17 protein-coding genes and 1 pseudogene are annotated in these 21,056 nt (G+C 44.5%); 5 read left to right on the top strand and 13 right to left on the bottom strand.

The window, feature by feature from the left end:
• Positions 1–55: 55 nt before the first annotated feature.
• The 4 genes and pseudogenes from ACIG3F_RS04550 to ACIG3F_RS04535 form a co-directional block, all read right to left on the bottom strand.
• Entirely contained in the window at positions 56–790 is a 735-nt protein-coding gene (locus ACIG3F_RS04550) for a proteasome-type protease (protein ID WP_191112146.1), read from the bottom strand.
• A gap of 13 nt (positions 791–803) precedes the next feature.
• Entirely contained in the window at positions 804–1,583 is a 780-nt protein-coding gene (locus ACIG3F_RS04545; protein ID WP_004278799.1) for a transglutaminase family protein, read from the bottom strand.
• Positions 1,580–2,182, bottom strand: a complete 603-nt coding sequence (locus tag ACIG3F_RS04540; RefSeq protein ID WP_313565505.1) for an alpha-E domain-containing protein — start codon at positions 2,180–2,182, stop codon at positions 1,580–1,582. Before ACIG3F_RS04540 ends, ACIG3F_RS04545 begins: the two co-directional genes overlap by 4 nt.
• A gap of 22 nt (positions 2,183–2,204) precedes the next feature.
• Positions 2,205–3,650, bottom strand: a pseudogene (locus ACIG3F_RS04535) (circularly permuted type 2 ATP-grasp protein); the annotation flags it as partial.
• Positions 3,651–4,004: 354 nt separating this feature from the next.
• Here ACIG3F_RS04535 and ACIG3F_RS04530 point away from each other — a divergent pair.
• Positions 4,005–5,012 (top strand): YafY family protein, encoded by a 1,008-nt coding sequence (locus ACIG3F_RS04530; RefSeq protein ID WP_263576978.1) that lies wholly within the window; start codon positions 4,005–4,007, stop codon positions 5,010–5,012.
• A 502-nt stretch (positions 5,013–5,514) separates the two neighbouring features.
• Entirely contained in the window at positions 5,515–7,185 is a 1,671-nt protein-coding gene (locus ACIG3F_RS04525) for an FMN-binding glutamate synthase family protein (RefSeq protein WP_253146271.1), read from the top strand.
• A gap of 68 nt (positions 7,186–7,253) precedes the next feature.
• On the opposite strand, the gene ACIG3F_RS04520 is transcribed toward ACIG3F_RS04525, so the two are convergent.
• Genes ACIG3F_RS04520 through ACIG3F_RS04505 form a run of 4 tightly spaced genes read right to left on the bottom strand, consistent with a single transcriptional unit; the run spans position 7,254 to position 10,988 of the window.
• On the bottom strand, positions 7,254–8,297 hold the full coding sequence (locus ACIG3F_RS04520) for an alpha/beta hydrolase (protein ID WP_004278806.1): 1,044 nt from the start codon (positions 8,295–8,297) through the stop codon (positions 7,254–7,256).
• Positions 8,297–9,436, bottom strand: coding sequence for a YdcF family protein (locus ACIG3F_RS04515; protein ID WP_396469465.1), 1,140 nt, complete (start codon positions 9,434–9,436; stop codon positions 8,297–8,299). The genes ACIG3F_RS04520 and ACIG3F_RS04515 overlap by 1 nt, the downstream gene beginning before the upstream one ends.
• A 1-nt stretch (position 9,437) precedes the next feature.
• Entirely contained in the window at positions 9,438–10,478 is a 1,041-nt protein-coding gene (gene murB, locus ACIG3F_RS04510; protein WP_153566245.1) for a UDP-N-acetylmuramate dehydrogenase, read from the bottom strand.
• A gap of 3 nt (positions 10,479–10,481) precedes the next feature.
• Positions 10,482–10,988, bottom strand: a complete 507-nt coding sequence (locus ACIG3F_RS04505; protein ID WP_396469464.1) for a low molecular weight protein-tyrosine-phosphatase — start codon at positions 10,986–10,988, stop codon at positions 10,482–10,484.
• A gap of 120 nt (positions 10,989–11,108) precedes the next feature.
• Here ACIG3F_RS04505 and ACIG3F_RS04500 point away from each other — a divergent pair, with 120 nt between their 5' ends.
• Both ACIG3F_RS04500 and ACIG3F_RS04495 read left to right on the top strand, forming a co-directional pair.
• A complete protein-coding gene (locus ACIG3F_RS04500; RefSeq protein WP_396469463.1) occupies positions 11,109–12,269 on the top strand; it encodes an iron-containing alcohol dehydrogenase in 1,161 nt (386 codons plus the stop codon).
• Between the two features lie 44 nt (positions 12,270–12,313).
• A complete protein-coding gene (locus ACIG3F_RS04495; RefSeq protein ID WP_081401206.1) occupies positions 12,314–12,748 on the top strand; it encodes a thioesterase family protein in 435 nt (144 codons plus the stop codon).
• 8 nt (positions 12,749–12,756) lie between these two features.
• Here the strand turns inward: ACIG3F_RS04495 and dnaX are convergent, their stop codons facing one another.
• From dnaX to ACIG3F_RS04470, 5 genes are all read right to left on the bottom strand, one after another.
• The gene (gene dnaX, locus ACIG3F_RS04490) at positions 12,757–14,889 is read right to left on the bottom strand and encodes a DNA polymerase III subunit gamma/tau (protein ID WP_396469462.1); all 2,133 of its coding nucleotides are present in this window, start codon (positions 14,887–14,889) and stop codon (positions 12,757–12,759) included.
• Between the two features lie 133 nt (positions 14,890–15,022).
• Complete coding sequence (locus ACIG3F_RS04485) at positions 15,023–15,466, bottom strand: copper resistance protein NlpE N-terminal domain-containing protein (protein WP_253100605.1); 444 nt, start codon at positions 15,464–15,466, stop codon at positions 15,023–15,025.
• Positions 15,467–15,544: 78 nt separating this feature from the next.
• Entirely contained in the window at positions 15,545–16,810 is a 1,266-nt protein-coding gene (locus ACIG3F_RS04480) for a serine hydrolase domain-containing protein (protein ID WP_396469461.1), read from the bottom strand.
• A 58-nt stretch (positions 16,811–16,868) separates the two neighbouring features.
• Positions 16,869–17,723, bottom strand: a complete 855-nt coding sequence (locus tag ACIG3F_RS04475; protein WP_396469460.1) for a MaoC family dehydratase — start codon at positions 17,721–17,723, stop codon at positions 16,869–16,871.
• Between the two features lie 157 nt (positions 17,724–17,880).
• A complete protein-coding gene (locus tag ACIG3F_RS04470; RefSeq protein ID WP_396469459.1) occupies positions 17,881–19,272 on the bottom strand; it encodes a 3-oxoacyl-ACP reductase in 1,392 nt (463 codons plus the stop codon).
• Between the two features lie 238 nt (positions 19,273–19,510).
• Here ACIG3F_RS04470 and ACIG3F_RS04465 point away from each other — a divergent pair, with 238 nt between their 5' ends.
• Complete coding sequence (locus tag ACIG3F_RS04465) at positions 19,511–21,028, top strand: acetyl-CoA C-acetyltransferase (protein WP_396469458.1); 1,518 nt, start codon at positions 19,511–19,513, stop codon at positions 21,026–21,028.
• Positions 21,029–21,056 lie beyond the last annotated feature (28 nt).

Raw genomic sequence — 21,056 nt, 5'->3', positions numbered from 1 at the left:
CTGAACCGCATAGAAGTTAACACTGTACGTGAAAAACCTGAATCACGATAGGTTTTTATAAGAAATACTCATTAGAGGGAACTGGAAGTTCTGCCAATCCCTTTTTCAAGGTCTCTGACCATTGCCGGCTGATTGCCGTGAAATACTCATCATCTTCGGCAATACGCTTGCCTCGTGGCATGATCAGACTGTCTTTTTTATAGACCAGTACATCGAGTGGCATACCGACCGATACATTGGAACGTAGGGTCGATGCAAATGAAATCAGGGAACAGCGCAAAGCTTCATCCAGCGGCATATCATAAGTCAGCGCACGATCCAGGATCGGCTTGCCATATTTACTTTCACCAATCTGGAAATACGGCGTATCACGTGTGGCACAGATAAAGTTCCCTTGCGGATAGACATGATAAAGCTGCATATCCTGATCTTTAAGCTGCCCACCGACCAGCAGATTACAATAGTAATTGCTTTGTTCCGAAATATCGCTCGTAACATTCGCAATCACTTTTTTCAGCGTACTACCTACCAGCTCAGCGACATCAAACATGGTGTGCAAACTCAAGATATTGGGTTCCTGCTTCAGTTCGAGCTGATTTTTGATATGCCCAATTACGGCTTGTGTTGTTGCCAGATTTCCGGATGCCTGTATGACGATCATACGTTCCCCAGGAATACCAAAGGTATACAACTTTCGAAATACAGAAATGTGATCTACTCCGGCATTGGTTCGGGTATCACTGATAAAAAGCATACCTTGCTCTAAACGTAGTGCACAACAATACGTCATTCATTCGTCCTTATTAACATCCTAGTACTTGAACGATGGAATGCATGGATTCCACACCGCCCTTTTCTCTGACACCGCGTACCGGTGCCACATCCCAGTAATCCCGTCCAATCGCCACATAAACATGCGAACTTGGAGTAAATAACAGATTACTGACATCAAAACAATACCATGTCTGGTCTACAAACACCTCTGCCCAAGCGTGACTGGCCAGATGCGAAGCATTTTGTGCATATAAATAACCAGACACATAACGGGCAGGTAAACCTAAATATTTGCACATGGCAATGAAAATATGACTATGGTCCTGACAGACGCCCTGTCTGGACTCAAAAGCATCTATTGCAGAGCCTTGCACTGAAGTACTGTTGGAAATATAAGGCACATGCTCCAGCAAAGCCTGTGCCAGTCCAATCAAATGCTGACGGGTTAATGCAGGAACATGACGTTGTGCAAAATCTTTCATTGCTGCATTACATTGGGTCGATTCGGTCGGCTGTAGAAAAAGATTGGGATTGATTGAATCATTCAGTCCACTCTGATGCGCAGGATTCAGCTCGACTATTCCTTGCGCCATGATAGTCAGGGAATAATAAGGCTCCCGCTGGCTACAGGTCATCCACAGATTATGAAATGCATCTTTCCGGATTTCTTTATTACCCGGTACACTGATATCCCAAGAATGAACCCGCTGATGCGCATTGCTCGAAGGCATCATTTTAATGTACTGAATACTGTTCCTCACCTCGGCCGTGTACATATAGTGCGTTTGATGATTCACCATCAATTTCATACATCTGCCTCAAACAGTTGATGGATATGGTCGCTAAACTGATAGAACTGAATCCGGTTCGGCTCTGTACGCAACTGCTCCCAGTACTGTTCCAGATCATCCCAGCCCATTTCCACCAGAATTCTGACCACATAATCAATCTTGCACAGTGTAGTACTGGTTTCTTCACCCAGGCGTAACTGGTGATCGAGCTGTTCTACACATTGCCCTAAACTGAAAAACAGAAAGATATCGGAAGATTCAGCCTCCAGAATATCTTCACATTCCGTTACCACTTCACAGATATAACCGGCATTTTTGTCTGCGGTTTTGATCAGTTTCATCAGTTCTGCATAGCCTGAAGCAGACAGTACCCCGCGTAATTCCTGAATATTGTCTTTGGCAACTTTAAACTGCTGGCTAAAAGACGCCACTTGCGTAGGATCCAGTACCAGCTCATTTAAGGAACTGGCATCAAAGGCAGGTAAACAGAAAGCATGAGCATACGCTACTGCCGCTTCGTCTTCTAAAAATGGAAAGCGCGCACATAAAAAATGAGTGCGAGATAAATAACGCCCTAGCCAAAAAATATGTTGTGCATTGCTATTCAGCAAAACCATGACATTTTCCTTCTTTGGAATCTTATGAATGTAAATTGTCGACTACCCAGGTATCTTTGATACCGCCACCTTGTGATGAATTCACCACCAGTGAGCCGGGCTGCATCGCCACACGGGTCAAGCCACCCTGTACGATTTCAGTACGATAAGGCGAACTTAATACAAATGGGCGTAAGTCGATATGACGTTCAGCAATACCAAAATTGGTCAAAGTCGGACTAACCGATAAGTCCAAAGTTGGCTGCGCAATATATAAATGCGGCGCAGCTAAAATTTTCTCCCTGAAAGTTTCAATTTGCTGTTTAGAGGCTTGTGGTCCAATGAGCATGCCATAACCGCCCGAACCCTGCGCTTCTTTCACCACCAGTTGATCCAGATGAGCCACGACATAGTCTAATTCTTCAGAATTACGACATTGATAAGTCGGAACATTTTTTAGAATTGGCTGCTCGCCCAAATAAAAATGAATCATTTTGTCGACATATGGATAAACCGATTTGTCATCTGCCACACCGGTTCCCGGTGCATTGGCAATCACAACATTATTTTGCAAATAAGCTGACATCAAGCCAGCCACACCCAAAGTGCTATCCGGTTTAAAGCATAAGGGATCAAGAAACGCATCATCGACCCGTCTATAAATAACATCGACTCGTTGGCGACCACGTATGGTTTTTACATAAACCTTCGAGTGATCAACAAAAAGGTCACGTGATGTTACTAATGGCACATCCATCTCTCTTGCAAGGAAAGAATGTTCATAGTAAGCACTATTAAAACGTCCTGGGGTCAGTACCACCACAAATGGCTTGTCGACATAAGCATTTTCGATCAGGATTTCTTTTAATAATTGTGGATATTGCTCGATTCCGGCAATCTTGGACTGCTCGAATACTTTCGGCATCATTTTTTCACTGATCTTGCGGCATTCCAGCATATAAGAAACGCCAGATGGCGTTCTGAGATTATCTTCTAAGACATAAAACTCGCCCTTGGAATCACGGATTACATCGATCCCGCTAATCTGGCTATAAATCCCGCCTTTCAAGCTATGTTGATACATATGCGGCTGATAGGCCTCATGAGTTAAAATCTGCAATTCAGGAATGATATTGGCTTTTAAAATGTCCTGTTGATGATAAATATCATGTAAGAATAAATTTAGCGCCCGTACCCGTTGTGCCGAGCCTAAAGCCACCATATTCCACTGTTTCCGGTCTATGACTCGCGGAATGATATCGTAGGGAATGGTGCGTTCTACGCCTTCTTCATCGCCATAAACGGTAAAGGTAATACCGTGATGTAAAAAATGTTCTTTTGCTACCTGATTCAGTGCATTGAGTTCATCCAGTGTATGTTGCGATAACCATTCTTCCAGCCTTTGACCTGCCTGACTGGACAGCACATGTTCATCCTGCATTTCATTAAAGAACGTTGAAGATAACTGCTGCAGTAAAAGTTGTGGGTTTGTTGTAGTAGATACCGCTGTAGTTTTAGTGTCTATAAAATTTTTTCCAATATTCTGGGAACTAAATTTATCAATTGTTTCAATCACATTTGTATCCTGATTTCCTTTAAGCATACAAACCCTCGTATTATCATCTATTATAATTAAATCAAAGCAATATCCATGCCATGACATCTGCATTTCAATTACCATTAATCTAATAAATGCCCAATGAACTCAATGCTATTTTCGACCAAGTTGTTTCAGAATTGTAGGACAAATGTTGCACAGAGGGACTTGCGAAAAAATCAGAGTTTTTTTATTGTGTTAAGCTAAACCTAAATCCCATCTTCTTTATTGCCAGCAAAATAAATTATGTCAGCACAAGAAAAAGAAACTTCCAATAGCCTGTATCGCCAATGGCAAATCTTGTCGCGTCTTTCTACCGGCAAATGGATGGGCACACGTGAATTACAGGAAATCCTGAATCGCGAAGGAATTGATATCAGCCTGCGCACCATTCAGCGTGACCTGAATCAGATTGCACAACGCTTTCCAATTGAAAGCAGTAAAACCACGCCGCAAGGCTGGCGTTGGCGCTCAGATGCGCCGCTGCAAAGTTTGCCGCATATGACCAGCTCGCAAGCGGTCACTTTCATGATGGTCGAAGAACATTTAAAACACTTGCTGCCGCCAAGCCTGATCGAGGAAATGAATCCGTGGTTTGATCTGGCAAGACGCAGTCTTTCTTCCCAGAACAATGTCCGGCAGTGGATTAACCGTGTGCGCATTGTTCCAGCTACCCAACCCCTGATTCCACCTGTGGTGGATAAGGCCGCGCAACAAGCAGTGTACGAAGGTCTGTTACAGGACAAACAACTGGAATGTGTGTATCAGGGCCGCGGTCATAACAGCGAAGAAAAAACCTATATTCTCAATCCTCTGGCATTGGTACAAAAAGGGTCGATCATTTATCTGGTGTGTACCCGTCATGACAAATCGGATATCCAGACCTTTGCCTTGCACCGCTTTAAATCGGCCGTCGTGCTGAATTCACGCGCCTTGCATCCGGTCAATTTCGATATTGATGAGTATATTGATTCTGGTGCCTTAGGCTTCCGTGTCGACTTCAACCATCCTACCGAAAATGTCACGCTAAAACTCAGCATGTCAGAGTCGGATGCGCATTACTTTGAGGAAAGCCAGCTCAGCAAAGACCAGAAAATTGAAAAAATGGAAGATGGCATGTCGCTGATCACTGCTACCGTGCCATTTACCTCCCAACTGGTCTGGTGGTTACGCAGCTTTGGTAAAAAGATTAAATATATTGAACCGAGTATTGTGGCTAATGCAGTCGATCAACTGGATGAGGAAAACCCTTAACCACACAGGCTTCATCCAGATTCTTTTAGGTATTCCAGAATAAAAAAATCCCCAAAGTGGGGACTGGAGAATTTTGCTTATATTTTTGTTCTTGTTGTAGTGAGCTGTCGCTGTGCCAAGCTACTTTTCTTTAACACCCCAAAATGTAGCTTGGATGAAACATCAATATTTAAAAATGACTGAGACATAAGCAAGCCAGCTCAGCATTATTAAAGCGAATAGATTTTTTGGTAATGGTTTAAGACTCCTATGTAGTGACTAAACCGACTATAAAGTCATCCGCCTTACTTGTGAAATAAATAGAATGCATGTCTTTTGCAGATTTTTTTCTATAGGACTTTTTCCGCAAAATTTATCTGTAATCGCTGCTGATTCATTGCCTGGCTTAATAGTATTTCTGGCAAGTTTATAAAATCGAATAACAATTCTCTGCTTGTATAAGATACCTCGCTCTGCACATCATAAAGCCCTATAGAAGTAGAAATAGGGACTTAATTTTACAATGGCTAACCCTGCTCAATTAGTACGTCACAAGCTGCTCAATACTTTCTTTTCCCGCCATTCGGTCTGGTTTGCCTGCATTCTGATTGCAGTAATTTTTACTACATTTCATATCGGTTATTCTCCGCGTTATATCTATTATTTTATGCCGCAAACGTTGGTGAATACCCTCTGGATCCTGAGTATTCTGCTGAGTCTGCTGGGTTTGTATGATGTACTGCAAAATAAGCATTCCATTTTGAAAAATTACCCCATCATGGGACATTTCCGCTTTATCTTTGAGGAATTTCGTCCCGAGATTCGTCAGTATTTTATTGAAGCCGACCGCGATGCGCTGCCCTTTTCCCGTATGCAACGCAGTCTGGTGTATCAGCGGGCGAAAAATGAAAATTCAGATAAACCTTTCGGCTCGATTCTGAATGTCTATGAAGATAATTACCGCTTTGTCAGTCATTCCATTACACCCTGCAAAGTTGCCGATCCGCAGACTTTTCGTATCCTGATTGGAAATGAGCAATGTACGCAGCCCTTTTCAGCTTCTATTTTAAATATCTCAGCCATGAGCTTTGGCAGCATGAGTGCTAATGCGATACGAGCCCTTAATCTCGGCGCTCAAAAAGGTGATTTCTTCCATGATACTGGAGAAGGCAGTATCAGTCCCTACCATCTGGAATATGGCGGCGATCTGGTCTGGGAAATTGGCAGTGGTTATTTTGGCTGTCGTACTTTAGATGGGCAGTTTGATCCGGAACATTTTGCTGCACAAGCTAAATTACCCCAAGTGAAAATGATTGAAATCAAACTTTCGCAAGGCGCAAAACCTGGCCACGGCGGTATTTTACCTAAAAGTAAAATTTCGGAAGAAATTGCCCAAATTCGAGGCATCAGTCGTGATCATGATTGTGTTTCACCTTCGAGTCATCCGGCATTTAGCACACCGATTGAAATGATGCATTTCATACAAAAATTACGTGAACTTTCCAACGGAAAACCGGTCGGATTTAAGCTGTGTCTGGGTCAACCGTGGCAGTTTATGAGCATGGTCAAAGCCATGTTACATACCCAGATTTATCCGGATTTTATTGTGGTTGATGGTTCTGAAGGTGGAACCGGTGCTGCACCCATTGAATTAATTGACTATGTCGGTGCGCCTTTAAGAGAAGGTTTACTGTTTGTACACAACACCCTTGTTGGTGCAGGTTTGAGAGATAAGATCAAAATTGGTGCAAGTGGTAAAATAATTAGTGCATTCGATATTGCCAGCACGCTTGCCATTGGTGCGGATTGGGTGAACTCTGCCCGTGGTTTTATGTTTGCAGTGGGCTGTATTCAGGCACAAAGTTGTCATACCAATCAATGCCCTGTCGGAGTCACCACCCAAGACAAAGATCGCCAGAAAGCCTTACATGTGCCGACCAAGGCCGAACGGGTGTTTCATTTTCATAAAAACACCTTACATGCCCTGTCTGAACTAATAGCTTCCGCAGGTCTCAAACACCCTTCCGCTATTAAGGCGCATCATCTGGCACAACGCGTGAATAATCACGAAATAAAGAACTTTGCGCAGATTCATTTTTGGCTCAAAGAAGGTGAATTATTGTCCTGTGAAAATAAGGATGAGGAGAACTTCTACTTCCGGATGTGGAATTTGGCCCAATTAGAAAAATTTTAAATCAATAGCATTAGAACTAAAAAAGGCGTTTTCATAAACGCCTTTTTAAATATTAAATTTTCAATCTATTAATAATAAGTTTTGCTGCCGTGTGCATGCAGAAAGGCAGGAATCAAACCCGTCAATGCAGCACGAATATCAGCACGCTCATTGATTAACTGATGCGAACCCTCTTCTAGCATAAGCAAAGTCTGGAGTCTGAATTTACGTCGGATAAATTCGATATTATAACGCCAGTCCACAGTCTGATCCTGTGCACCCTGCGCCAGCCAGACTGGAATACGACAAGCCGGACGCGCTTCCATTTCCAGCATCCAGCGTGACATCGCTAAAATCCAGTCCATGCCCATCATTCGCGGTTGTAATGGATCTTTAAGCCGGATAAAACGCAGAAACTCCGGATTATGATTATTGCGTCTGAAATGCCGGGGAACTTCACGTTTGATTCGGCTAATAATGCCCAATCCGACCGAATTATGCCACCAGGCAGTTTTGGCGGGACGAATCAATGGTGATAATAGCAAGACCCGCTCAACAAAAGGATTTTCACGACGTTCTGCAAATTCCAGTAAATGGTGCATCCAGATCGCACCGCCGGTACTCTGCCCGATGCCAACCCAAGGTTTCGGTAATTGTGAGGCATGTTGCACATAACGATGTACGGCATGCAAAACCTGCTGATAATGATCAAAATTCTGAATGCTGGCAGGTGAACCATCACTCAGACCATGTCCAGGCAGATCATAGGTCAACACACTAAAACCCTGTTCTAAAAGCTCTTTGACAATCGGCTGATAAATGCCGCTATGTTCCAGATAACCATGCAACAGAAAAGCAGTTCCCTGAATCTTGTCAAAGCGGGTATTTTCCAGATTCGGTTCAAACACCTGTACATGCAACTTGAATAATGGCATCTGTACATAGCCCTGCCAGTGTTTGCAGTCCAGTAAATCAAAACCATAAAGCTTTCGATAGGACTGCAGATCAATCGGCGGTTCATCACTACGATTCAGGTTTAAAGGTGGCAAGAGTTGAGGCGTAACATCCCGACTCGGAATGGGTAAATCCAGCTGTTTCAGAATGGTGGGATTTAAAAATGGGATATCAGACATTATGGCACCTCCCGACAGTCACTGGATCCAAACCACATATCGCGCATGGTCGCCAACATTTCATAATTGGCACGACGACTGTGATCATAATTTTGTGCACTTGGACGCCATCGTGTCAATGGCGTTGGCATCGGCGCTTCTACCGGAATGGTTTGTATGCCATTTAACGCAAATAAACGGCGGGTACGCGGCATATGATAACGATCCGTAATCAGAATCACTGTAGGCGCTCCACCTTTCTTTTGTAATAATAATGAACTGAAACGGGTATTTTCACAGGTATTCATGCTGCGATCTTCCAGTAATTTGGCATCGACACCATGATTTTTCAGCCAGCGCTGCATATACGGTGCTTCGACCCCACTCAGAACAATCGGCAACTGGTAATGTTTCTCTACTGCCAGCGTGGTTTCCAGCCGTAGTCGCGTATAGTTATTGACGACAATTTCTTTGCTCTGTTCATCCTGAGTTAAGCCACCACCCAATACCACAATGGCATAAGGTTGGGAACTATTCGCCGGTTTAGCCTGCTGTTGCTCTTGTAGTAAAGCCAAGTCCTGCTGGATTTCCTCTCCATCGGTTTCCTGTACCGAACTGGCTTCACCCTGCTCAAGTGGATGCGTCGTCAGAAACTCCATATATTGCTCAATGCGTTCCTTATTTTCACTACTGTCCCACTCCAGCAATTCCCGGACATTGGCTGTCGGATCGGCTGGTTCTGCATCTTCCTGTGAGGACAATAAGGGCACCTGAGCAGGTGGACTTTGCTCTGCTTTTTGATCCTGCTGTTCGCGCTGATATTCTTCAATCACCTGCTGCAGTGCTTTATAACGTGCCTGAATCAACATGAGGTTGGCCGAGTTATTTTGCTGGATATCCTGTTCCATGACCTTTAAATACGCCTGACGGGCAATCCACAAATCAGAGCCAGGTTCCAGATTTTCATGTTCGCTGAGTGCAGCCATTTTCTGGCTTTGAGCCGCGACTTCATTTAGCTCTAAGGAGACAAACTGGTTTAAGCCCTTGACGATCATTTTTGAGTAAAAAGGCGTATAAACCAACACCAGTAGACAGCCGCATAGCACAAACAGTCCAGTGACAATTTGTAGCAAACGTACCATCCAATGGGTGTTTTTCATGTTATTCCTCTTCCTGATGAGAACGGATCAAGCCATTTTTATCGAACAATACAGGTTCAGGTTCCAGCATCAGACTAAATTTTTCCCAAACTGATTGCTGTACCCCACGATACGTTTTACGAACATCGGTGAGAGAGGCTTGACCATAATTCACCAAGACCAATGCCTGTTTGTGAAACATGCCGACAGGCCCCAACTGTTTACCCTTCCAGCCCGCCTGATCAATCAGCCAGCCCGCTGCTAGTTTAACTTGAGCATTGGCTTGTTGGTAATGGGGTAAATTCGGGAAAGATACAGTAATTTGGTCAAAGACCGCCTGATCAACCACTGGATTTTTAAAAAAGCTACCCACGTTGGGAAATTCTTGCGGATCAGGTAATTTGCTCTGACGAATCTGAATGACCTGTTGCTGCAGGTTTTCTGCTGTGAGCTGATCACCAACCGCAGTCTTCAGATCACCATAATTCAGTTTCAAATCTGGCTGTTTAAGTAATCTAAAAGTCACATGGGTAATCACATAACGGTTGGGATCATCTTTAAAAATACTATGCCGGTAGGCAAATTGACAGTCTGCTGCCTGAATCGAGGCAAATTGTTTCAGCTGACGGTCATAGACCTCGACGGAATCGATAAACTCGCCGACTTCAACGCCATAAGCGCCAATATTCTGTACTGGCGAAGCACCGACACGTCCAGGAATCAGGGCCAAATTTTGTAAACCATACAGACCTTGTGCTGTAGTCCAGAGCACGAAGTCATGCCAGCCTTGTCCGCCGCCTACACGTAAACGTTGCGACTGATCATCAGCATCCAGCATTTCAATGCCTTGAATATCCATATGCAGAACTAGCGCATCAATCTGCTCCGGCAACAACATATTACTGCCGCCTGACAGGATCAGCAAATTGAGTTGCTGCTGTTCCGCAAAATCCAGTGCAGTTAGCAGATCAGCGGTGGATTGAATCTGAGCATAGTGCGAAGCAACTGCTTCTAAATTTAAGGTATTAAAAGGTTTAAGTTGAACCTGGGTTTGAATCTGCATCGCTTAAACCTTGTGTAAATTCTGTTTAAAAATCTCAATCCAGGCCTGGCTGCTGGACTCACACTGATCAAGCACCCGTTCAAAGCCATCCGCTTCGCCATAATAGGGATCCGGTAAGGCCTGTTTCGGATAGGTCTGATCATGTTCACTCATCAATGCCACACGTGCACGTACATGACCAAACTGAGTTTCTGCCAGACGCTGTATGTTCTGGATATTGGATAAATTCTCCAGATCCATCGCCAGAATCAGATCATAATCAATAAAATCATGCGGAATAAGTTGACGTGCGCGAAGTGCTGAAAGGTCATAGCCACGTTTCAGCGCATGCTGCTGGCTACGCAAGTCCGGTGCCTTGCCCGGATGATAATTACTGGTTCCCGCAGAACCGACCACAATATTCAGTTGCTGTTCATCACAATAATGTCTGAGTACAACTTCTGCCGTGGGAGAGCGGCAAATATTTCCCAAACAAACACATAACACCTTGTATGGCGTTCTGGATGACATAAACAACCTCAGAGCTACTTTATTTTAAGGATTCTTATGTTAAGTTATTTATATACTGATTCCTATCTTACAACCATAGAATAATCTCGTATTTGCAATAAAAAAATCAAGGATATCGCCATGAATCGTTTTCAGTTTCAAACCGTCCCCAATATCATTGCCGGACTAGGCACGATTCAGGAATTATTTAAAATTCTAAAAAATGGCCGTTATCAACGTCTTCTGCTAGTGACTGACCCGGGGATGCTGAAGCAGCAATTACATCTGCCGATTCTGGATATTATTGAATCTGCCGGACTGGAGTATGTGATTTACTCGGATGTTCAGGCCGATCCGCCCGATACAGTGGTGCTTGAAGCGGTGGCTTTTGCAAAACAGGAAAATATTGATGTGGTGCTGGGCTTTGGTGGTGGCAGCTCGATGGATGTGGCCAAACTCATTGCAATTTTGGCGCATCCTGAACAGCATCAGACATTGTCTGATCTGTATGGCGTTGATAATGCCACCGGACCGCGTTTAGCTTTAATTCTGGTACCAACTACGGCTGGAACAGGTTCAGAAGTGACGCCGATTTCGATTGTCACCACAGGTGAAACCACCAAGACCGGCATTGTCGCGCCCATTCTCTATGCAGATGTTGCCATTCTGGATGCAACCTTTACTCAAAATCTGCCGGCACAGATCACTGCCGCCACCGGCATTGATGCCATGGTGCATGCCATTGAAGCCTATACCTCAAAACACAAGAAAAACCCTTATTCGGATATGCTGGCCAAACAGGCCTTAAGATTACTTAATGCCAATCTGCAGCGCGTGCTACAAGACAGATATGATTTAGATGCGCGTCAAAATATGCTGGTCGGTTCCATGCTGGCCGGACAAGCCTTTGCCAATGCACCAGTCGCCGCCGTACATGCGCTGGCTTATCCACTGGGTGGACATTTTCATCTATCGCATGGGCATAGCAATGCGCTGGTTCTAACTGAAGTATTAAAGTTTAATGCGCCAGCGGCCAAACAGCTCTATGCGGAATTGATGACCTGGCTGGATCCTTACAGTAAAGGTTGTCATGATGGCCTGACTGATCTGTTTATTGATCATTTTAATAATCATCTGATGCAAAGCGGTTTGACCCTAAAACTGAATCAGTTGAATATTCCGGAAGATATGCTGCAGGTCATGGCAGAAGATGCGATGCAACAAAGCCGGCTGTTGCAGAATAATCCACGTGAACTCAAGGTGGAGGATGCTTATCAGATTTATCAGGCGATCTATGCCTAGATCAATTTCCACTTAAGCCTTATCTAGCTGAGGACTGAATAGTGATGAAAGCCACCATCAAACAGCGCGAACACTATACATTTTTCCTGCCCATTCAAACCCGATGGGCAGACAATGATCTGTACGGCCATGTCAACAATGTGACTTATTACAGTTATTTTGATACCGCAGCCAATGCCCTGCTGATTCAGGAGGCTGATTTTGACCCTAAATATTCCCCGATGATTGGGCTGGTGGTCAGCTCCAACTGTCAGTTTAATCAGGAACTGTCTTATCCGGAAATTATTGAAGTGGGCGTGGCCATTGAAAGTATGGGAAATTCATCGCTCAGCTATGATCTGGCTATTTTTAAACGCAACTCGGATACAGCCGCTGCGCAAGGCAATTTTGTCCATGTATTTGTCGATCGTGAGACACGAAAAAGCACCCCGATTCCAGTTGAAATGCGGGATGCTTTATCTCGATTTGTTGTGACTTAACATCCAGCCTATTTCAGCTGAATATTTTGCAGTTCACCGTCAAACTGCTGTAACAGATTGCGTACTGCCGGTTCAGCATGTAACAATTCTTCGGCACGTTTAAAGGCACGTGCCTTACGCTGATGCTGCATGGTATATGGCGTGAGCTGATCCACATTTTCAAATTTCACCTGGAAATTGGTTTGCGGCCATTGCTGTTGTAAGGCCGCTTCCAGATTATGTTGCAACTGGGTCAACAGCTGCTGGTACTGTTCAGGAATATGGAAAACGGATTCGCCATTCATCTGACCAGTCATGACGCCATACTGTGCCAGTTCCTGTACCGCTGGAGAAAGTTGGCTATTACGGAACCAGTATTCCCATTTTTCTACGCTCCACTCGCCTTCTAAGGTTTGCTCAGGTATTTTTAAAATATCCTGTGGCATCAGATTCTGCGTATTTACATCTTGGGAAATATCTTCCAGCAAAGCTGTCTGTGCAACTGGCTGAACCGGAACTGTATTTTCAAGAGCAGGCTGAGCAATCGAATCCTGTGAAAGTTCCAATTCCGGTGCAGCAAGACTAAATTCCTCATCAGCAGACATACTGTCTTGTGCTGGCTCGGTAGGGATGACAGCATCTGCAGGAATAAACTCTTCAAGCAGCAAATCAGCCGAACTGTTGCTGGTAGCAGGTGCTTCTGGCGTACTCTCGATTTCATCAAAACCAAATAAGCCTTTGTCATCATTTGGATCAAAAATAATTTGATCACTAGACTGCACTTCTTCAATGGTGGTCTGAATTACTACGGGCTGGACAGATTCAGGCTCAGTGATGCTAGTTGGCTCGTCTTCATCCAAAAAATCATCCGAAGAAGGTTCAGACGCTGATGCGACATCAATCTCCTCATCTGTCTCATCGTCCAGAGAAAAATCATCAAATACAGGCTCCGCTTCAAATGATTGTGTTTCTACGGACTCAGATTGAAGTTGTGTCTGAACGGGCTGCTGTAGGCGTGTTGTATGAGTTGTTGCCTGTTGCGGTGCAGTCTCCTGCATCACCGGAATTTCGCTTGGCTGTAAGGGACGGAAAGCCAATAAACGTAGCACCGTCATCTCAAAGCCTTGTTCCTGTGTAACTGCAAGCTGTAAATCGGCACGCCCCTTACAGGCAATCTGATAATAGAGTTGCAGGTCTTGTGCTGAAATTAGAGCCGATAATTGCATGATCTTTTGATTGATCTCTGCACTGTATTTCAGGCTCAGATCTGGCAGGTACTGCAATAAAGCCAGTTCATGTAGGGTCGAAATCAACTGGTCGAGCACCAGTGACACATCCAGAGCTTGCTGACGGAATTGTAGTAATAACTGACTGACCTGCGCTTTCTGGTTCTGATGAATCGCCAGAATCAGATCATAAATAATGGTACGGTCAATCAGACCGAGCATGTCTTTAACATCCTGATGCTGGATTGCACCCTGACCATAGGCAATCGCCTGATCGGTCAACGACAAGGCATCACGCAGAGAACCTTGTGCAGATTCAGCAATCTGCCAGATCGCATCCTGATCAGACTGAATACTTTCTTTGCTAAGAATATGGCCCAGATGTTCGGTAATTTCATCGACTGCCAATGGGCGCAAGGTAAATTGCAGACAGCGAGAAATTACGGTAATTGGCAGTTTTTGCGGATCGGTGGTTGCAAATAGGAATTTGACATGTTCCGGCGGTTCTTCTAGCGTCTTTAATAAGGCATTGAAAGAATGCGTGGACAGCATGTGCACTTCATCGATCAGGTAGACCTTGAAGCGGCCTTGAGTCGGTGCATAAGGCACATTGTCGAGCAACTCGCGGGTATCTTCGACCTTGGTACGGGATGCCGCATCAATTTCAATCAGGTCAATAAAACGACCTTCATTGACTGCGGTACAGGTCGCACAGACTTCACAAGGCGTCGAGGTAATACCGGTTTCACAGTTCAAGCACTTCGCCAAAATACGTGCAATCGTGGTTTTTCCAACACCACGCGTTCCCGTAAACAAATAGGCATGATGCAAACGACCACGTTCGAGCGCGCTGGTTAAAGCACGTGATACATGGTTTTGCCCCACCAATTCATTGAAATTACGAGGACGGTATTTTCGCGCAAGTACTTGATACATGTATGCTCCTTTTTACAGGTCTAAGCATACTGTTTTTTTATGAAATAGTGAAATGAATGCCGGTTTATAAAGAATAAAAATCCCTTGATCAAAATCATTAAAAAATGGATATAAAACAGATGCTTTTTAAAAATTAGACGGATTCAAACAGGATAAAGTCACTTTGCATCTGGTAGCGTTTGCCTGTTTGATCTTCACGAATTTCCAGAACATGCTTTTTCAGATCGACATACAGCAGATTTCGGGTATCGACATTCAGCAGTTCAATCTTTTGTTGTGATTCATCCTGAAACCGAATCTGCCCGCTCATCGTTTTAATTTCATTATGACCACTTAAACTTTCACGCTGTAAAGTAAAGGTCTGATCTTCATTTAAAGTTAAGGCCACTGCCATGCCGGGACAATCTTCACAACTTGAAAAGCATCCCATACATGGCGTTGTGCCCTGATAATTTCCCACCCATGCAGGTAGCTGCACCTTGGCTTCAGCGACAGTATTTTTAACTGATTGATTTTGATCCTGACAACCAAATAAAGCACCGGTTACCACTAAAGGAATCAATATCACTTTCTTCATGCTTTCATTTCACAGAACTGGAATTCGCCACAAAATAGCACATTTTAAAGGATAGATTAAATCCTGGATCAGGGTGATCTAACGCCAGCCTTTGCGCCCGGTCAGTACCGCATCCGCACAGCGCAAGGTTTCCTGAGTCAAACCCCAAAGACGGTAGTCTCCAGTCAATGAACCTGTAGGAAAGTTATGTGTATAGGCAAAACTTAAACCGCGCTCAGGATCGCACCAGGCACCAGAGCCATTGAAACCCATATGCCCAAAACCTTTAGAGGCTTTTCCTAAAGTGAGAACACGGTGATAACCCAAGCGCCAGTGCATTGGTAAAGGCATGACCCGATCTCTTGTTTTGTATTGCACCTGACTAAGTCGCTGGAATACCTCCTGCGAAATCAGTTGCTGACCTTGCCATTCACCACGACTGGCCAGCATGGCATAGATTTTTGCCAGACTCTCTGCAGTAAAGACACCATTGGCGGAGGGAATAATCGCTTGTAGACCCTCATGACTAAAGAAACTAAAGTTCTTCATGCCCTTAGGAATCATGCCATCCTGAAAATCCTGTGGGCTCTGCCCACTAAAGACCAAGGCTCGTTCCATCAGATTGGGTTTTCTTGGCGTGGTTTTTCTCACAGGCTGTGTTTGAGACTTGGCTGCTTTAGGCTTTAAAATGGGTAATGCTACCCGAGCTAACTCATGCGTCGGCACACTGAAATAGGCCCCATTTAATTGTAATGGCTGAACCAGATATTCCTGCATCAGTGCCCCCAGTTTTTTACCAGTCGCTTTTTCTAATGCCCCACCTACCTGCCAGCCAAAGGTTAGCGGTTGGTAAGCAGCATCGGTTGCAACCTGAAATCGTGGTTCAGCTGCCGCAATCCGGTCCAGCATCTGTGACCAGTCGGCCATTTCAGTGGCATCATCAATGAGATTACGGATATCAAACAGTCCGCTTTGATGACTCAACATATGCGCCAGAGTAATATTTTCTTTACCCTTTTGTGCAAATTCAGGCCAGTATTCTGCAACCGGTCGATCATAATCCAGATAACCGTGACTGACCAGAATATGTGCCAAAGTCGCCAGTACGCCTTTGCCAGTGGAATAACACAGCGACATGGTATCGGGTTGCCAGTTTTCAGTGACAGACTTTTTACCGGTATGAATATCGACGACCTTGTGTCCCTCAAAATATACCACCAGCGCCGCACCACCCTGTTCGGTACGTGCATCCTGCAAACGGCTAAACTGACGGGCAAGATCGCTAAAACGTTCATCGACATTGCCCTGATAATTGTGCTGATCAGCAAACAGATAATCTTTAATTGGCTGCATCATTCTATCCATAGAATATTGATCCCTTAAAATGAAAAGCCTAAATCAGATTTAGGCTTTTGATTCAGATTTAAATCGCTTTGATATGGCCGGTGACATGCGGTTTTTGATTCTTACTGTTTCGAATCAGGAAATCTGTCTCATTCGCTGTCTGGGCCGTCAGGAACTCAACTTTAGATGGCAAGTACATCGGCAACTTGAACCAGACATCAGCTTCATAGGCATCTGGCAATGACAGATTCGCCAGTGCTTTGGCCTTGCTCCACATACCATGTGCAATTGCCTGTTTAAAGCCAAAGGCTTTCGCCATGACTGCATGAATATGGATCAGGTTAAAATCACCTGAGGTCATGGCATAACGGCGACCAGTATTCTCCGAGATGTTCCATTCATTATTGAGTATATATTCTGGCGCTTGGCTTTCTGCAGGTTTGGCAGCAGCTTTGCTATTGGTCTTTTGACGTGACAGATAAGTCGTCAATGCTTCAACTACGACCTCGCCTCCAACTTTCACTGTAGTAATGAAATCAAACTGCACACCTTTATCATGTGGCTTCAATTCGCCAAATTTGCATGCTAGGGTCAAGGTTTCATTGACGCCGATTTTACGGTATTGCTTCACTTGGTTACGGATATGTACCAGACCCAAGATCGGAAACGGAAATGCTTCTGAAGTCATCATGTGCATTTGTAGACTTTGTGAAAGCACCGTCAGATAGATTGCTGGAATATAACCATTATTTTTAAAACCGCAGACTTCATTATAGGCTTTCAGATGTTTTTGATCGACCTTGAATGAATCCACCACATATTCAACTTGCGGTAGAACTTTTTCAGCTTTCGGCTTTTTAAAAATCAAGCCTTGAATCACTTTTGGATAGGCTAAATAAGGTTTTGGAAGTTGACTAAAATGGCGCGTATTCATACTGAACCTTTAAAATATTCTTTTCATTTATATATGAGTAGAGTTCTCTCTCCCTTTGGGAGAGAGTTAGAGAGAGGGCTAAAAAAGGCCCCTAATCTCCCTCTCCTAAATCCTCTTCCTGAGCTTTAATTAAACTGCAAGAAAGGACTTGAATGCTTTAAGCCCCTAAAAGACTTTGACCACATACACGTACCACGTTGCCATTTAAACCTGTTGATGCAGTAGCAGCAAACATTGCAATCGTTTCTGCAACATCGACAGGTAGACCGCCTTGACTCATCGAATTCATACGGCGGCCCGCTTCACGGATCGCAAATGGAATCGCAGCCGTCATTTGTGTTTCGATAAAGCCCGGTGCAACGGCATTAATGGTTATACCATTTTTTAATGTCGGTGCTGTGAATTTTACTAAACCAATCACACCGGCTTTAGAGGCTGCATAGTTGGTTTGACCCAGGTTACCTGCAATCCCTGAAATTGAGGATACACAGATAATACGGCCATTGGCATTTAGACCATCGTGGTAAATTAAATAATCATTCACGCGTTCTATTGCAGACAAGTTGATATTAATCACCAGATCCCATAGCTCAGGCTTCATATTGGCCAAGGTCTTGTCACGGGTAATTCCGGCATTGTGCACAATGATGTCTAAGCCGCCATGCTCAGCTGCCGCTGCCTTAATCTTCTCACCTGCATCTGCAGCTGTAATATCAATAGCCAAGGTAGAACCGGCAATCTCACCGGCTACGCGATCAAGGTCAGCCTGCTGTTGTGGAACATCCAGACAGATAACATGTGCGCCATCACGTGCCAATACATGAGCAATCGCTTCACCAATACCACGGCTCGCACCAGTCACTACAGCAGTTTTGCCTGCTAATGGTTTAGTCCAGTCCACATCCACTTTTTCAGCAGGTGAAACACGGATCACCTGACCAGAAACATAGGCAGAACGTGGAGAAACTGCAAAACGTAAAGCAGACTCAAGATTTGCTTCAGCACCAGCATCTACATAGATCAGGTTTGCTGCAATTCCCTTTTTAAACTCTTTACCAACAGATTTTACAAAACCTTCCAGTGCACGTTGAGCAATGGACTGGCTGACTGATTTAGCAGTTTCAGGTGTAATCCCCACAATCACGACACGGCCAGAACTTTGGATTTGACGCGCAATCGGGTTGAAGAAATCATAAAGTGATTTTAACTGTTCTGAATTTTCGATTCCTGAAGCATCAAAAATGACAACTTTGAATTTTGATTCTTTATCGCCCGGATTGAACGCACCCAGATTCAGTCCAGCCGATGCAGCAGCCTGTTGCAGTTCAGCATTATTGCCCGCATAGCTATTGGCATGAATATTTGCCAGAACCTGAGCAATAGCACCCGTCAATCGACTTGCTGGTGCTGCGCCCAACAATACTGCACCTTTTACCACCGGGATCGCAGACTCAAAACGGTCTAAAGAAGTTGGGGATGGCAGACCCAAATTTTTAATGACAAATTTACCAATATAAGATTTTGCAAAAGTTTGGTACTGATCAGTCATGTTTATTCTCTCATACAAATTAATTTTTGGTTGATCTAAAGTTATCCTTAAACTTCAATATGATGCCAGACACATATATTTCAATAGATCCGCCAGATTCCGCTCAATCATACTTGAGATAATAGACAGATGACTTGACCTGAGCGCAGTCTGTAATGTCATTGTAGTCAATACAGCCTATGCTCTTCTATGCTAATGTAAGCACCAAGAAGACGATCTATTTGCCTGGTAAAGCCTTATGAGCAAAACAACTCAAGAAAATCCAGCAGTCGAGAACTCTGCGACAGAAACTGTGTCAAAACCATCAACGCGCACCAAGCGTAGCACTAAAAATACTGACACAGCCACTGGGACAGAAAAAAGTCCGACTAAAACCACGCGTACACGGAGCACACCTGCCCGTGCCAAAAATACGACTTCATCTGAAAAAGATTCAACCTCTACAACACAGACTTCTGTTCTACAGGAACCAAACATGAGCCAAAATACAGTTCGCCGCGTTGCGATTATCGGTGGTAACCGCATTCCATTTGCCCGTTCTAATGGTGCTTACTTTACGGCATCCAATACTGACATGTTTACAGCAACCCTGAACGGCCTGGTTGAACGCTTTAATCTGCAAGGTCAACGCTTAGGGGAAGTGGTTGCGGGTGCGGTACTGAAACACAGCCGTGACTTCAATATGACCCGTGAATGCGTATTGAACACTGCCCTTGCACCTGAAACGCCTGCTTATGACATCCAGCAGGCATGTGGTACTGGTTTGCAAGCGGCATTTCTTGTTGCCAACAAGATTGCTTTAGGTCAAATCGAAGTGGGCATCGCAGGTGGTGTAGATACAACTTCCGATGCGCCAATTGCTTTTGGTGATGGTTTACGTAAAGCCCTGCTTGAGCTAAACATTGCGAAAACTGCAAAAGACCGTCTAAAAGCATTGACCAAGATCAATGTGAAAGACCTGATGGATGCACCCAAAAATGGTGAGCCACGTACAGGCATGTCTATGGGTGATCATCAGGCGATTACCACACTGGAATGGGGAATTTCCCGTGAAGCGCAAGACGAACTGGCAGCATCTTCACACCAGAAAATGGCTGCGGCTTATGAAGAAGGTTTCTTTGATGACCTGATCACACCATTCCTGGGGCTTAAACGTGACAATAACCTGCGTGCTGACTCAAGCGTTGAAAAACTGGCGAAATTAAAGCCGGCCTTTGGTAAGGGTGATGCCCGTACCATGACTGCGGGTAACTCTACGCCGCTGACAGATGGTGCTTCTTGTGTACTATTGGCTTCTGAAGAATGGGCGAAGGCAAATGGTCATGAAGTGTTGGCTTACCTGACTTTCCAGGAAACTGCTGCAGTTGATTTTGTCGAGAAAAAAGAAGGCCTGTTGATGGCGCCTGCTTATGCCGTGCCTCGTATGCTAGAGCGTGCAGGTCTGAAACTGCAAGACTTCGACTATTATGAAATTCATGAAGCTTTTGCATCTCAAGTATTGTCTACGCTGAAAGCTTGGGAAGATCCGAAATTCTGTAAAGAGCGTTTAGGTCTGGATGCTCCATTAGGTTCAATCGACCGTGCTAAACTGAACGTAAAAGGCTCATCTCTTGCGGCTGGTCACCCATTTGCAGCAACTGGCGGTCGTATCATTGCGACAGCAGCAAAACTGATTCACCAGAAAGGTTCAGGTCGCGTACTGGTGTCGATCTGTGCAGCCGGTGGTCAAGGTGTAACGGCAATTATTGAAAAATAATCCGTTAACCGAGCTAATTAAAAGCCCC

It is taken from the genome of Acinetobacter sp. NPDC052428 (assembly GCF_044547685.1).
Lineage (GTDB): Bacteria > Pseudomonadota > Gammaproteobacteria > Pseudomonadales > Moraxellaceae > Acinetobacter > Acinetobacter lwoffii_G.
This window is presented reverse-complemented; position numbering and strand designations above follow the sequence as displayed.